Annotated in this window: 16 protein-coding genes; 5 read left to right on the plus strand and 11 right to left on the minus strand. The window is 71.8% G+C overall.

Features of this window, described 5'->3' with window-relative positions:
* Positions 1–207: 207 nt before the first annotated feature.
* The 5 genes from AB0C26_RS03315 to AB0C26_RS03335 are packed head-to-tail and all read right to left on the minus strand — an operon-like array spanning position 208 to position 3,437.
* On the minus strand, positions 208–468 hold the full coding sequence (locus AB0C26_RS03315; protein ID WP_360240752.1) for a ferredoxin: 261 nt from the start codon (positions 466–468) through the stop codon (positions 208–210).
* Positions 465–1,625, minus strand: coding sequence for an NADH-ubiquinone oxidoreductase-F iron-sulfur binding region domain-containing protein (locus AB0C26_RS03320; RefSeq protein ID WP_360240755.1), 1,161 nt, complete (start codon positions 1,623–1,625; stop codon positions 465–467). The genes AB0C26_RS03315 and AB0C26_RS03320 overlap by 4 nt, the downstream gene beginning before the upstream one ends.
* Positions 1,622–2,194, minus strand: a complete 573-nt coding sequence (locus AB0C26_RS03325) for a ferric reductase-like transmembrane domain-containing protein (protein WP_360240758.1) — start codon at positions 2,192–2,194, stop codon at positions 1,622–1,624. The genes AB0C26_RS03320 and AB0C26_RS03325 overlap by 4 nt, the downstream gene beginning before the upstream one ends.
* Positions 2,191–3,195 carry an FAD:protein FMN transferase gene (locus tag AB0C26_RS03330; protein WP_360240761.1) on the minus strand — a complete coding sequence of 335 codons (1,005 nt, stop codon included), beginning with the start codon at positions 3,193–3,195 and terminating at the stop codon, positions 2,191–2,193. Before AB0C26_RS03330 ends, AB0C26_RS03325 begins: the two co-directional genes overlap by 4 nt.
* Entirely contained in the window at positions 3,195–3,437 is a 243-nt protein-coding gene (locus tag AB0C26_RS03335) for a hypothetical protein (protein WP_360240764.1), read from the minus strand. The genes AB0C26_RS03330 and AB0C26_RS03335 overlap by 1 nt, the downstream gene beginning before the upstream one ends.
* Before the next feature lie 158 nt (positions 3,438–3,595).
* On the opposite strand from AB0C26_RS03335, the gene AB0C26_RS03340 reads away from it, so the two are divergent.
* Positions 3,596–4,279 (plus strand): alpha/beta hydrolase, encoded by a 684-nt coding sequence (locus tag AB0C26_RS03340; RefSeq protein ID WP_360240767.1) that lies wholly within the window; start codon positions 3,596–3,598, stop codon positions 4,277–4,279.
* Between the two features lie 18 nt (positions 4,280–4,297).
* On the opposite strand, the gene AB0C26_RS03345 is transcribed toward AB0C26_RS03340, so the two are convergent.
* The 6 genes from AB0C26_RS03345 to AB0C26_RS03370 all read right to left on the minus strand — a co-directional run bounded on the left by AB0C26_RS03345 (position 4,298) and on the right by AB0C26_RS03370 (position 9,395).
* Positions 4,298–4,915: a response regulator transcription factor gene (locus tag AB0C26_RS03345; RefSeq protein WP_360240770.1), complete on the minus strand. Its 618-nt coding sequence runs from the start codon at positions 4,913–4,915 to the stop codon at positions 4,298–4,300.
* Positions 4,912–6,069 carry a sensor histidine kinase gene (locus tag AB0C26_RS03350; protein ID WP_360240773.1) on the minus strand — a complete coding sequence of 386 codons (1,158 nt, stop codon included), beginning with the start codon at positions 6,067–6,069 and terminating at the stop codon, positions 4,912–4,914. The genes AB0C26_RS03345 and AB0C26_RS03350 overlap by 4 nt, the downstream gene beginning before the upstream one ends.
* Positions 6,033–6,821 carry an ABC transporter permease gene (locus tag AB0C26_RS03355; RefSeq protein ID WP_360240776.1) on the minus strand — a complete coding sequence of 263 codons (789 nt, stop codon included), beginning with the start codon at positions 6,819–6,821 and terminating at the stop codon, positions 6,033–6,035. Before AB0C26_RS03355 ends, AB0C26_RS03350 begins: the two co-directional genes overlap by 37 nt.
* Positions 6,818–7,651 (minus strand): ABC transporter ATP-binding protein, encoded by an 834-nt coding sequence (locus AB0C26_RS03360; protein ID WP_360240779.1) that lies wholly within the window; start codon positions 7,649–7,651, stop codon positions 6,818–6,820. Before AB0C26_RS03360 ends, AB0C26_RS03355 begins: the two co-directional genes overlap by 4 nt.
* Positions 7,652–7,731: 80 nt before the next feature.
* Positions 7,732–8,487, minus strand: coding sequence for an ABC transporter permease (locus AB0C26_RS03365; protein ID WP_360240782.1), 756 nt, complete (start codon positions 8,485–8,487; stop codon positions 7,732–7,734).
* The gene (locus AB0C26_RS03370; protein WP_360240785.1) at positions 8,484–9,395 is read right to left on the minus strand and encodes an ABC transporter ATP-binding protein; all 912 of its coding nucleotides are present in this window, start codon (positions 9,393–9,395) and stop codon (positions 8,484–8,486) included. Before AB0C26_RS03370 ends, AB0C26_RS03365 begins: the two co-directional genes overlap by 4 nt.
* A gap of 72 nt (positions 9,396–9,467) precedes the next feature.
* Between AB0C26_RS03370 and rnhA the strand changes: the two genes are divergently transcribed.
* From rnhA to AB0C26_RS03390, 4 genes are all read left to right on the plus strand, one after another.
* Positions 9,468–9,932 (plus strand): ribonuclease HI, encoded by a 465-nt coding sequence (rnhA, locus tag AB0C26_RS03375; RefSeq protein ID WP_360240788.1) that lies wholly within the window; start codon positions 9,468–9,470, stop codon positions 9,930–9,932.
* A gap of 1,009 nt (positions 9,933–10,941) precedes the next feature.
* Positions 10,942–11,289 carry an MmcQ/YjbR family DNA-binding protein gene (locus AB0C26_RS03380; protein ID WP_360240791.1) on the plus strand — a complete coding sequence of 116 codons (348 nt, stop codon included), beginning with the start codon at positions 10,942–10,944 and terminating at the stop codon, positions 11,287–11,289.
* 328 nt (positions 11,290–11,617) lie between these two features.
* Entirely contained in the window at positions 11,618–12,634 is a 1,017-nt protein-coding gene (locus AB0C26_RS03385) for a DUF1932 domain-containing protein (protein WP_360240793.1), read from the plus strand.
* 144 nt (positions 12,635–12,778) lie between these two features.
* Positions 12,779–13,795, plus strand: coding sequence for a LacI family DNA-binding transcriptional regulator (locus AB0C26_RS03390; protein ID WP_360240796.1), 1,017 nt, complete (start codon positions 12,779–12,781; stop codon positions 13,793–13,795).
* The last annotated feature ends 100 nt before the right edge of the window (positions 13,796–13,895 follow it).

The raw sequence follows: 13,895 nt of genomic DNA on the forward strand, positions 1-13,895 counted from the left end.
CAGGGGGACCATCCCACTCCGATCCTCCCGGAAACGGCCAAGGTCATGCCGACGGCCTGTGGACAGCCACGGATTGTGGATAACCCGGCGGCGCGCGTCGCGTGCGGCAGACTGGTGCGGTGGCCGCGGTTCTCATCGCTGCCGCCGCGCCGCGCCGCGTGGCTACCCGATCTGGACGGCGCGACGCACAACCGAACCGGGGGCCATCTAGGAAGGCGAACGCGTTACTAGCTTTTGCGAGCGAGCGACCGGCCGTTCCGCGTCGCGGAGCAGGCGCAGGGCGAGAGCCGGACAGCGGTCGACGGCGCGCTGGGCGGCCGGCTCGAGCGGTCCCGGTACGGCGGGCGACGGGCTGCCGTCGCGGGCGATCGGGTAACCCCAGTCGTCCTCGGCCAGCAGTTCCGGGAGGAGTTCGGCGCAGAGACCGCGGCCGTCGCAGGCCGTCCAGTCGATGTGCAGGCGGGTCATGCTCGGGCCTCCGTGGCCAGGCAGCGGCCGGCCAAGTGGGCCGCCACGTCGGTGTGAAAGGCGCGCATGGCGCTGGCGATCAGGCGGGCTGTGCCGTCGGGGTGGCGGCAGGCGCCACGGCCGGTGACCAGGCGGGTCAGGCGGTCCACCTCGGCCGGGAGGCCGGGGCGGGTTCGGAAGGTGGCCAGGTCGGACAGGGTCGACGCCAGGCGGGGCAGGCCGTTGACGCATGGGCCGCACTGGCCGGCGGACTGGTCGGCCAGGTATCCCGCTATGCGTGCGGTCTCCGTCAAGCCGCATGCGCCCGCCGGCAGGGCCGTCACCACGCCGGCGCCGGGGGACGCGCCGAACGGGGCCAGGGCGGCCCGGCTGATCGGCAGGGCGGGGTCGGCCGGGACCCAGGCGCCGTGGTAGCCGCCGACCAGCACCGCCGCCAGGCCGGCGGCCGGGCCGCCCGCGGCGGCGATCAGGGCGCCCAGCGTCACGCCATAGCCCGCCTCGACCACGCCCGGGGCCGCCACCGCACCGCTCACCGTGGCCAGGAACGTGCCGGGCTCGTCGTAGGTGCCGGCCGCCCGGAACCAGCCCGCGCCGTAGCGGGCGATCATCGCCAAGTGGGCCAGCGTCTCCACGTTCTGGACCAGCGTTCCGGTGTCGGGCAGGCGGGTCAGTTTGTCGGCCGGAAGCGCGCCCCGGCCGGCGACCGCCGAGGCCACCGCCGACTCCTCGCCCGCCACGAACGCGTCGGGGGCCGCCACCAGCGTCACCGGGATCGGGTCGCGGCGGGCCGCCAGCACTGCGCGGAAGGCGGACGGTCTCGGCACGTACAGGTAGGCGGTCGAGGCCCGGGCCGCCTGGGCCACCAGTTGCAGGCCGTCCAGCACCAGGTGGGGCCGGTGGGCGAGCAGGGCCTTGTCCTTGCCCGAGGCCGGTTCGCCCTCGGCGCCGTTCGCGATGATCACGGGTGGGCGGCCGGAGGCGATCACCGCGGTGAGTTTGCGCCACAGCGGGAAGCCGGAGCCGCCGCGGCCGGTCAGGCCGGCGTCGCGGGCCAGGCCGACCAGTTGGGCGGCGTCGGGGGTGGGTAGCGGGCCGTGCTCGCCGTCGGCGAGCAGCCGGCGTTGCACGACGCCCGTGGGCGCCTCCGTGACGCTCATCGGACCTCCTCCAAAAGGCGCAGCCGTTTGGCGCGCCGCGGGAAACGGGTGAAGTTCGGGGTCAGCCGCCACACCACGGCGGCCAGCACCACGGCGGCACACACCAGGGAGATCGCCCACAGCCAGACCGTGCCGTTGTCGGATCCGGTGCCGAGGCCGTGCATCAGCGCCACCGGCCAGCACAGGTAGGCCAGCCAGTGCACGGCCCGCCAGGCGCGGGCGCCGATCCGGTGCCGCAGCAGGCTCGTCACCACGATCGCGATCATCAGGTCGAGGCCGAGCGTGCCCAGCCCTTGCCAGAGCGGCCGGTAGTTGCCGGCGAACGGCAGGATCAGATCGAAGAGCCTCAATTGCGCGTACGGGTCGAAGAGCAGACCGACCACATGCAGCACCAGGAACACGACCGCCAGCAGGGCGGCGTTGCGGTGCAACAGGTTCACGGCGAAACGGGGCAGGCTGAACGCCGTACGACCGGACCTGGCCCCGATGCCCAGGGCGACCACGACCGTCAGCAGGACCAGCGAGACGACGCCGCTGCCCCGCGCGAAGTACCAGAGCGCGTCGCTCACGACGGCCACCCGCCCCGCCGGACGACGCCGAGCTCCGGGGTGACCAGGCGGCTCGGCACGCCGCGGAGCAGCCCGGCGGCCCGCCGCCCGCGGACGACGGCGGCGGTGGTCAGCGTGTTCGCCCGCAGACACGAGAACGCGGCGACCGACACCGTGCGCCAGACGCGCGGGGCGGGCAGGCCGATGCGCGGGTCGAGGATGTGGTGCAGATGTCCCCACGTACGGCCGGCGGTGCTCGACGTGGCGATCGCCGCGCCGGACGGCAGCCGTACGGCCTGGGCAGGGTCTCCGGGTCTGTCCTGGACCAGCACCTTCCACCCGCCGTCGGGCCCGGCGCCGGCGGTGGCGATGTCGCCGCCCAGCGCGACCATCGCGCCGACGCCGAGCCGCCGCGCGACCAGGGCGGCGCAGCGGTCGGCGGCCACCGCCTTGGCCGTCGCGCCGAGGTCGAGCAGCACACCGGTGGGCACGGTCAGACGGCCGTCGTCCAGCCGGACCGAGCGCCAGTCGGGCGCCGCGAAGACCCGGACGGCCGGCCCCACCCGGCGCCCGGTGACGGCGGCGAAGTCCCGGTCGTAGCCGAGCCCGTGGGGAGCGCCGGCGTCCCGGTCGTAGCCGAGCCCGTGGGGAGCACCGGCGTCCCGGTCGTCGCCGAACCCCTGAAGGGCGGCGAAGTCCCGGTCGTAGCCGAGCCCGTGGAGGGCGGCCCCGATCGTCGGGTCGACGTCGCCGCCGGTCTCCCGGGCGGCCCTCAGCGCGGCCGCCACCAGGTCGGCCAGCAGCGGGCTGACCGCTACGGCGCGGCCCGGCGTGAGCCGGCGGAGTTCGGAGTCGGCGCGGAAGCGGCTGCAGGCCAGATCGACGGCGGCAAGTTCGTCGCGGACGAGAGCGGCCGCCTCGTCAGTCGCGGCGGGGTCGGTGACGACGACGCGGGCCACCGTGCCCCAGACGTTCCACTGTGCGGTGTCGGCGCCGATCGGCAGCGTTTCGGTGAGGGGCATCAGGAGCCGCCCGAGGTGGCGCCGCTGCTGCCGCCGGAGGTGGTGCCGTCGTCGGTCGACAGCGACGGCGAGTCGTTGTTCGTGGTCGTCGTCGTGTCCGCATTGTCGGTCGTGGTGACGGTGGTCGTGCTGTTGTCCGACGCGTACGCGGCCACGGCGACGGCCGCGGTTCCCACCGCCGACGCCGCCACCAGTGCTCCGGTGAGCAGCGCGGTGCGCCGCAGTCCGGTCTCCCGCTTCATCCCGGGCCCCCTCACGTGTGATTGCTTGACACCTCAACCACGGTGCGGGTTCCGCCTCGCCCTGGCCTGTGCCCCGGCTTGGTGGTTCCTGTGAGCCCGGGGCCGGTACGTCGTTTGACGGTAGAGCGGTGACCTGCGGTTTCCTTACCGTCATCGGTATGTCCGTCATCCCGCTGCACACCATCGACGACATCGACCAGGCCAATGCGAGCGGACTGACCCCTGTCGTCTTCCTGCCCAGCCTGTGGCTGCGGCCCACCGCCTGGACCCGCTGGGCGCAGACCTTCCGGGCCGCCGGATACGCCCCGGTGGTCCCGTCCACGCCCCTCGAACCCCTCACCGTCACCGAGGTCGCCGACCACTACGACCAGGTGGTCGGCCGCCTGGAGAAGCAGCCGGCCCTGGTCGGCCACTCGTTCGGCGCCCTGCTGGCCCAGCTGCTGGCCGGCCGCGGCCTGTCCGTCGCCACCGTGGCGATCGCCGGCACCCCGGCCCCGCCGACCTCCGGGCAGTTCCGCGAGGCCCTTGCCGACACCCTCGGCCCGGAGGAGGCCCGCGAGTTCGCCGCGCCCGAGTCCTTCGTGGCCGACTCGGCCGACACCGAGATCAAAGTGGACACGGACAACCCGTACCGTGGCCCGATTTTGATCATCTCGGGTGACCAGGACCGGACCGTGCCGCCCGCGATGGCCGAGGACGTGTACGCCCGGCACCAGCGCAACACCGGTCTCACCGAGTCCGTCACCATTCCGGCCCGCGGCCACGCGCTGACCATCGACCAGGGCTGGCTGGAGGTCTGCCAGACCAGCCTGGCCTTCATCCAGCGCTTCGCCGAACGCTGACCCGGCCCGGCGGCGCCGTCAGATCAGGCCGTGCTCCATCGCCGTGGTGACCGCCGCGGTCCGGTCGGCGACGTCGAGCTTGGTGAACGCCCGCAACAGGTGCGTCTTCACGGTGGCCTCGGAGATGTAGAGGGAGCGGCCGATGTCGGCGTTCGTCAGGCCCTTGGCGACCAGGCGCAGGACCTCGGTCTCGCGGGCCGACAGGGCCGGCGGGGCGGGCTTGCGCACCTGCCGGACCAGTGTGGAGGCCACGCTCGGGGACAGCACGGTCTCGCCCCGGGCGGCGGCCCGGACCGCGTTCGCCAGATCGGCCGGGGAGGCGTCCTTCAGCAGGTATCCGCCGGCACCGGCCTCGATGGCGCGCAGGATGTCGCGGTCGGACTCGTACGTGGTCAGGACCAGGACCCGGACGCCGGGGACCCGGGCGGTGATCTGCTCGGTGGCCGTCACGCCGTCGCCGCCGGGCATGCGCAGGTCCATCAGGACGATGTCGGGGAGCAGGGACGCGGCCAGCGACACGCCCTCGGGTCCCGAGGACGCCTCGCCCGCCACGGTCAGGTCGGGTTCCGCCTCGAGCATGCCGCGCAGGCCGTGCCGGACCACGGGGTGGTCGTCGACCAGGATGATGCGGATCACGCGGGGACCTCCAGCTCGATCGTCGTGCCGGCCCGGGGATCGCTGCGTACCCGCAAATCGCCGTTGATCTGGGTGGCCCGCTGGCGCATGCCGGACAGGCCGAACCCGTCGGCCGCGGACGGCTCGAAGCCCCGGCCGTCGTCGCGGACCACCAGGCGGACGCGGGACGGGGTGTAGGCCAGGAGCACCGACGCCTCGTTGGCCGCGGCGTGCCGCCGCACGTTGGTCAGCGCCTCCTGCGCCGCCCGCAACACCACCACCTCGACCGCCGTCGGCAGGGCGCGCTCGTCGCCGCTCGTGCGGAACGTGGCCGGCACGCCCGACTCCTCGGCGAAGCGGTGCGCCTGACGGCGTACGGCCTCGGGCAGTGAAGCCGAAGCCAACGGCGAGGGTGACAGGGCCCCGACCAGGGCCCTCGCCTCGGCCAGGTTCTCCTTGGCGGTACGGACGGCCAGTGCCAGCCGTTCGTCGCGCAACTCCGGGTCGACCGACTGCAGCAGCGTGATGATGCTGGTGAAGCCCTGGGCCAGGGTGTCGTGGATCTCGGCCGCCAGGTGGCTGCGCTCGGCCTCGCGGGAGAGGCGGGCCACCTCGGTGCGGCTCGCCTCCAGTTCGGCGATGAGGTGGCGGCGTTCCACGCTCTGCTCGATCACCCGGGTGATCCAGAAGCCGAGCCAGATGCCCGACGCGGCCGAGATGACCGCGATGATCAGGTCCGGGATGATCTGCCCGGGGCGCAGGAACAGGTCGGCCACCGGCGGCACCAGGACGATCGCCACGACCGCGATGACCGCCGCGCGGAGCCGGACCATCTGGAAGATCAGCGGGATGATGGCGAAGAGCAGCCAGTTCATCACCGGCACGGTCACGATGGCGATCGCGAACAGCACCAGCTGGGCGGCCAGCAGGGGCACGTGGCCCCGGTCGCCGCGGATGACCTTGCGGCCCCACACCAGGTGCAGGATCACGATGGCGGCGACCGCGCCGATCGCGACGAGGCGTTGCCACAGCGGGAACCCGTACGACAGGAAGACCGCAAGCGAGACGACCGCCGCGACCACCCCGAGGAAGGTCTCCCAAGCCCCGGGGTAGCTGTTGTGCACCTCGCCGGTGGAGGTCACTTGTCGCGGCTCCAGCGGAAGGTCAGCAGGCACAGGACCAATCCGATCACACACCAGGCGCCCAGCACCAAGGCGATGCGACCCAGCTCCCACTGGCCGGCCGGTTCCTGGTCCTTCATCGCGTCGGGCAGGAAGACATAACGGAAACCCTGCGCCATCCACTTCACCGGGAAGATCGCCGCCACGTTGATCAACCAGGTCGGCAGCTGGGTCACCGGGTAGATGAAGACACCCGAGATGAACTGCAGCGCCACCACCGGCACGTTGAGGATCGCGCCGGCCGTCCGGGCGTGCTTGACGATGCCGCTGACCGCCATGCCCAGCAGCGAGCACGTCGTCACCGAGAGCAGGAACAGCCAGGCGAAGGTCATCCAGTGACTCGCGTCGGGCAGGGGCATGTCGAAGACCAGCGCGCCCACGCCCACCAGCAGGACCACCTCGGCCACGCTGAGAGCGAAGACCAGGATCAATTTCCCGAGTACGTACGACGTGGCGGTGATCGGCGTGCCGTGCAACCGCTTGAGCGTGCCGTCCTCGCGGTCCATGGCCAGGCCGGCGCCCATCGTGACGAAGGCGGTGGAGAGGATGCCGTACGCGATCATGCTGGCCGAGAAGACGTTGCTGGCGCTGACCCCGGCGTCGGTGTACTCGTCGCCGAAGATCGTGCCGAACAGCAGGAGCAGCATCGCCGGGAAGGCGAAGGTGAAGATCACCGCGGTGCGGTCGCGGAGGAACATCAGCAGCTCGACGTGGCCGCGGCTGAACCCCATGGTCGCCGTGCTCATTTGTCCCCCTTGATCAGGTTGAGGTAGACGTCCTCGAGAGTCGGCCGGGTGACGGTCAGCGTGCGCAGGTCGGCCTCGGTGGCGACGAGCTTGCGGATCAGCTCGGTCGGATCGGCGACCTGCTCTTCTTTCAGTACGCCGTCGTCGCGCCAGGTCACCTTGGTCGCCTGCGCTCCACCGCCCAGGGTGGCCGGCGTGCCCTCGGCCAGGATCCGGCCCTCGGCCAGCACGGCCAGCCGGTCGGCCAGCGCCTCCGCCTCCTCCAGGTAATGCGTGGTCAGCAGGATCGTGGTGCCCTCGGCGGCCAGCTCACGGATCAGGTCCCAGAACTGCCGCCGCGCCTGCGGGTCGAACCCGGTGGTCGGCTCGTCCAGGAAGAGCAGTTCGGGACGGCCCACGATGCCGAGCGCGACATCGAGGCGGCGCCGCTGGCCGCCGGAGAGCGCCCGGATGCGGCTCTTGCCCTTGGCGGTCAGGCCGACCAGGTCGATCACCTCGGCCGCCGGGCGCGGGTTCGGATAGAAGCCGGCGATGTGCCGCACCATCTCCACCACGGACAGGTCCGCCGCGTCGTCGGCGTCCTGCAGCACGATGCCGATCCGGGCCCGCCACTGACGGCCCCCCGTGGCCGGGTCGGCGCCGAGCACGCTCGCCTCGCCGCCGTCCCGCTTGCGGTGCCCCTCGAGGATCTCGGTGGTCGTCGTCTTGCCGGCGCCGTTCGGGCCGAGCAGGGCGAACACCTCGCCCCGGGCCACCTCGAGATCTATGCCGCGGACCACTTCCTGGCCGCGGTAGGACTTGCGAAGCCCCCGTACCTCAATGGCGTTCATGCCATTGATGGTGTCTTCTCATAGGTGCCCGGCGATACGACCGGGCGGTCGTCAATGACTGTCAACCGATCGGTTGACAGCTACTCCCATTTGAACTTGCGGGCGGCGGCGGTCACGAAGACGACGGCCCACAACGCCAGGCTCAGCCAGATCGGCGCCGGGATCGGCGCGTCGTGCGAGAGGGTGGCCCGCAGCGCCTCGGCGTGCGCGGCCAGCGGCAGCACGAACCAGCCGAACGTGCCCAGATCGGGCGCGGCGAACATGATGCCGCCGGCGGCGAGCATCAGCACGTAGATCAGGGTGGCGGCGGCGGTCGTGGTCTCCGGGCGCAGCACGCTCGCCAGGAGAAGGGCCAGGCCGCTGTACGCCGCGGTGGCCAGCACCGTGACCCCGAGCGCCGGAAGGATCTGCCCGAAATGCGGCCGCCAGCCCACCGCCACGCCGACCAGGGCCAGCACCAGAAGCTGCACGACGATCAGGCCGAGCACGGCCGTGGTCTTGCTGAACAGCAGGCCGGGACGGCTCAGCGGAGAGGCACCGAGTCTCTTGAGTACGCCGTAGCTGCGCTCGTAGCCGGTCGTGATGGCCTGGCCGGTGAAGGCGGTCGACATCACGGTCAGCGCCAGCACACCCGGCACCACGAACGCCAGCCGGTCGTCGCCCGGCACGTTGGTGACCTTGGTGAGGCCGGCACCGAGCAGCACCAGCAGAGGCACGCCCATGGCCAGCACGACGGCCTCGCCACGCCGGGCGGTCAGCACCAGCTCCATCCGGATCTGACTGGACAGCACGGCGCGCATGGGAGCCCGGCCCGGAGCCGGTGCGAAGGTACTCATCGATAAGCTTCCGCTCTGGTCAGGGCCAGATAGACGTCCTCGAGGGTGCGCCGGCGCGTGTTCAGCGAGGTGACCGTGGCCCCCACGCTGGCGAACCAGCCCAGCACGCCGGCGATGGTGGCCGCGTCGAGGGCGCCCGTGACGGCGTACTCCCCCGGGCTGGTCTCGGTGACCTGGAGAGGGGCCAGGCGACCGTCGGGAACCAGACCGGCGTCGGCCCGCACCTCGAGCAGGTCGATGCCGGCCGCGGCGGTCAGCTCGGCCGGCGTGCCGGTGGCGGCGACCAGCCCGTTACGCATGATGACGACCTCGTCCGCCAGCCGCTCGGCCTCGTCCAGCAGATGGGTGGTGAGCAGCACCGACACGCCGTCGGCGCGCAGCTGCTCGATCAGTTCCCAGGTGGTGTGGCGGGCCTCGGTGTCCATGCCGGCCGTCGGCTCGTCGAGGAAGACCAGCTCGGGCCGCCCGACCAGCGCGATCGCCAGCGACAGCCGCTGCTGTTCACCGCCGGAGAGCCGCCGGAACCTCGTACGCTCGAATCGCCGCAGACCCAGCCGGTCGAGCAGCATGTCGACGTCGAGCGGGTTCGCGGCGAAGCTCGCGAAAAGCCGCAGGATCTCGCCGGCCGTGGCCCACGGGTAGACGCCGCCCGACTGCAGCATGATGCCCAGCCGGGGCATGAGCTCGTCGTGGTCGTCCATCGGGTCGAGCCCGAGCACCCGCACCTGCCCGCCGTCGGCCCGGCGGAAGCCCTCACACACCTGCAGAAGGCTGGTCTTGCCGGCGCCGTTGTGCCCGAGCAGGGACAGAACCCGGCCGCGCGGCACGGTCAGCGACACACCATGGACCGCGGTCGTGTCGCCGTAGCGCACGACCACGTCCCGTACCTGGACCGCGTCGTCAGTCAAAACCGCCCGCCCTCACTCAGCGCAACTTCCCTACCTTACGTCCCGCCGATTCCCGGCTAATAAGGTGCTGGCATGAGCGTGGTGGAGATCTACACCGACGGGGCCTGCGCCCCCAACCCCGGGCCCGGCGGATGGGGCGCGGTCCTGCGCTACGGCGCCAAGGAGAAGGACCTGTGCGGCGGCTCCGCCGAGTCGACGACGAACAACCGGATGGAGCTGATGGCGCCGATCCGGGCCTTGGAGACGCTCAACCGGGCGCCGATGACGGTCAAGCTCTACACCGACAGCATTTACGTACGGGACGGCATCACGAAATGGCTGCCCCGCTGGAAGGCGAACGGCTGGCAGACGTCGGCCAAGCAACCGGTCAAGAACGTCGACCTGTGGCAGCGCCTCGACGAGGCGGTCCGCCGGCACGACGTGCAGTGGCACTGGGTGAAGGGCCACGCCGGCCACCCGGAGAACGAGAGAGCGGACCGCCTGGCCGCCCGGGGCCTGCAGGAGGCGGTGGCGGCCGGCACGACGATCGGAGGCTGACGAGAACTTGAGCCTTCGAGTTAATTCGATCGGGGTACGTCAAACGGGCCATAGCTTCCGGTCTATCCATTTAGTCACAATCAGTACATGACCGCGCCCGGCGATTCAGTGCTGATCTTCATCCTCGTAGCCGTCTTCTTCGCGTGCTGCGGGTACGCCGCCGGCCGGCTCCACCAGAAACACCAGGCGGCACACGAGCGGGAAGAGGCCTACCGGGCCGGATACGAGAAAGCCTCGAACCGCCCCTTCGACCCCACCCGCCGCCCGGCCGCCGACCCTCCGGCCACTACTCCCCGTGTCGCCGCGCACCCATCGACGGCGCCCTCAGCCGGCGCGCCTCGTGCCGCGGCGCCCTCAGCCGGCGCGCCTCCTGCCGCCATGCCTCCAGCCGGCGCGCCTCCTGCCGCCATGCCTCCAGCCGGCGCGCCTCCGGCCGCTGCGCCGCCTGCCGCGGTGCCCTCCGCCGGCGCTCCTCGGGCCGCGGTGCCCTCCGCCGGCGCTCCTCGGGCCGCGGTGCCCTCCGCCGGCGCTTCTCGGGCCGCCGCGTCGCAGGGGAGCTTTCCCGTGCCGCCGCCCCCGCCGCCGAATGTCCGGGCTGAGCCGGCCGCGGTGGGCGGGGTGACCTATCAGCCTTTCCCGAACCCTCGACCGGCCGTCCCTGAGCAGGACACGACACCAGTCGCCGCATCGACCCACACCCCGCCCCCGCCCCCGGCTCCGGCTCCGGCTCCGGCTCCGGCTGTAGCCCCTCCTCCGGCCGCGTCCCCTCCTCCGGCCGCGTCCCCGCCGACGCCCGACGCCGACGAGAAGAGGCCGTCGGGGCGGCACGGCGTTCCGGACGAGCTCGTACAGGCCAAGACCTATCGCCTACCGGCGGACCGCGTCTTCCGAGCAAAGGTGCCCGACAGCAAGCCACTGCCCGAGGAGCCGACCACTCCCCTCTCGGTGCCCAAGCCCCGCCGTCCGTGACCCTCCCGGAATTGTCGTACCCCCGCCGTAGGGTCCTCACATGGTTACCGTCGACGACGTGCGGCAGGTAGCACGAGACCTACCCCGCACCTCAGAACACCTGATAAACGACCGGGTCAAGTTCCGCGTGGGCAAAATCGTCTACGTGGCCTTCTCCCGCGACGAGACAGTCATGGGCTTCGGCTTCCCCAAGGAGGAAAGGGCGGCCCTGGTCACCTGTGAGCCCGAGATCTTCCACCTCCCCCGCGAGTCCGACCTGCGCTTCAACTGGGTCCAGGCCTGGATGGACCCGCTGGACGAGAAACGCATGACCGAGTTGGTCCTGGACGCCTGGCGCATGGTCGTCCCCAAAAAGGTCGGGTCGGCCTACCTTCCAAGGCTCACCTGACCCCCACCACCAGCCCACACGGCAGTTCCGGTCCCGTCCGCAATCCCGAGACGCCTGACGGTTCCGGGACCATGGGGTCGGGCCGTCCGTAAATCGGGTGCCGTGCGTTGGCTCCGGGCCCGCGCGGAGGTTCGGGGCCGTGCCCGCGCGACCCGGTCGGCGCGGTGTGAGCCGGTGCGGGGCACGGCCGCTTCCGCAGCGGGCGGCCGGCGAGCCCGGCTGGGTTCGGTATGCCCGGATCGCCGGCCGTCCGCTCGAAGCAGCCAACCAACCCGGCCTAGGTTGAAGCTGTCAGCCACCTGTGTGATCAATGAAAAGGGGTCCTGCGATGCCGACGGTAGCCATCGTGAGCGCGGGCTTCATGGGTTCCGGCCTGGGCGCCGCCCTGCTGGCCGGCGGCGCCCGCGTCGTCACGACGCTCGAGGGCCGTTCGGCACGCTCCCGCCGCCTGGCCGAGACGGCCGGGCTCGAGATCCTGCCCACCCTCACCGACGTCGTGGCGGTCGCCGACGTCATCCTCTCGATCACCCCACCGTCCGCCGCAGTCGACGCCGCCCGCTCCATAGCCACCGCCGCCGAAGCAACCCACTCAAGAACCACCGCCGACGGCCGGCGATCCCGCGCCGCCGACGAGCAACCCCACCAGGACAGCGGGCAAGCCCACGCGGACAGCGAGCGGCCCCGGGCGCACGGCGGGCATTCCGACGCGGACAGCGAGCGGCCGCAGGCGCACAGCGGGCTGTTTCGGGTGGGTGGCGGGCCCGTGGTGGCTGATCTCAACGCGGTGTCGCCGGGGACCATGGGGCGGGTGGTCCGGGAACTTGGTGGGCTGCGGGTCGTCGACGGGTCGATTTCGGGGCCGCCGCCCAGTGTCAAGCCGGGGGCGCGGGTCTATCTGTCCGGGGTCGAAGCCGGGGTCGTCGCGGGGCTGCCGTGGGCGGGGATGGTCGAGCCGGTGGTTCTGGGTGATCGGGTCGGGGCGGCCAGTGCGCTCAAGATGTGCACCGGGAGCGTCTACAAGGGATTGATGGGGCTGCTCACTCAGGCGATGCGTACGGCGGGGGCGCATGGCGTGCTCGATGAGGTTCTGGACGATCTCGCGCGTAGCGGGCTGGCCGACAGCGAAGGGGTGGCCCGCGCGGCGACGAAGGCGCACCGCTACGTCGGCGAGATGCGTGAGGTGTCAGCCACCCAGGCCGAGGCCGGGCTGAGCCCCGACCTGTTCGCGGCGATGGCGGCCGTCTTCGCCGACGTCGCCTCGACCCGGCTCGCCGACGACGACCCCGAGAACGACCGCGCCCTCACCCCGGCCGAGATCGTCGCCCGCCTGCGAAGTGAGGCGTAACCCACCGCGGACCGGCCGCGCAGGGGGAGGGCGGGTCCACGAAAGGGGAGGGTGTGTGGTGCGTCTGGGTGCTTGGGGCGGTGGGTCGTACCTCTGTCGATGTCATACTGAGTCGTCCCCGCTGGTTGAGAGGCTCGGAGCGCTATGTCCGCCGACGATGCGAGTGTGCGCCGGCCTACGTTGACCCAGGTTGCGGAGCTGGCGGGGGTCAGTCTGAAGACGGCCTCCCGTGCGCTCAACCGGGAGCCCAACGTGGCGCCCTCTACCGGGCGGCGGGTGCTGGACGCGGCCGACCTGCTCGGGTACCGGCTCAACGGGATCGCCCGGGAGCTGCGCCGTGGGGCCACGTCGGCGCTGGTCGGGCTGGTCAGCGGTGATCTGACCAACCCGTTCTACTCGGCCGTGGCCAGTGGGATCGAGCGGGAGCTGCGGCAGCACGGGCTGCTGCTGATCACCGCCAACAACGACGAGGACGCCGCCTTGGAGCGGAGTCTGGTCGACGCCTTTCTCGAGCGGCGGGTGCGGGCGCTGCTCGTCATTCCCAGCGGCACCGACCACGAGTATCTGTCCGTCGAGGGCAACGGCGGTGTTCCCTTCGTCTTCCTCGACCGGCTGCCGGAGGGGGTGGCCGCGGACGCCGTGCTCATCGACAACGCCGGTGGGGCGCGGTCGGCCGGTGAGCATCTGCTCGCGCGGGGGCACCGGAGGATCGCGCTGGTGGCCGACCTCAAGCGGATGGCGCCACAGAAGGGGCGCATCGACGGCTTCGTGAAAGCGATGCACGCCGCGGGCAACGACGAGTGGGAGCCGTACGTGCGCACCGACGTGCACGATGTGCGGCACGCCGAACACGCCGTACAGGAACTCCTCGCCCTTGATCCGCCGCCGACCGCGATCTTCACGACGAACAACCGGCTCACCACCGGCGCGCTGCGCGGGATGCGTGATCTGCGGGAGCAGCCGGCGCTGGTCGGCTTCGATGACTTCGATCTCGCCGACGTGCTCGGTACGACAGTTGTCGCCCACGACATGACCGCTCTGGGGCGGGAGGCGGCCCGGCTCGCCCATGAGCGGATCAGTGGGCATACCGGGCCCGCCCGCACGATCGTTATTTCGACATCCATCATTGCTAGAGGGTCGGGAGAGCGGACGCCCCGTTAACGATCATCTATCCACAGTGTTCGCACGTAACGAGACGGAAACAGTCGTTGACACCCGTGCGTTCAGGCGGCACCGTACTCCCGAATCGCGTGACAACGAT

This window comes from Actinoplanes sp. NPDC048796, from assembly GCF_040650035.1.
Taxonomy (GTDB): Bacteria; Actinomycetota; Actinomycetes; order Mycobacteriales; family Micromonosporaceae; genus Actinoplanes.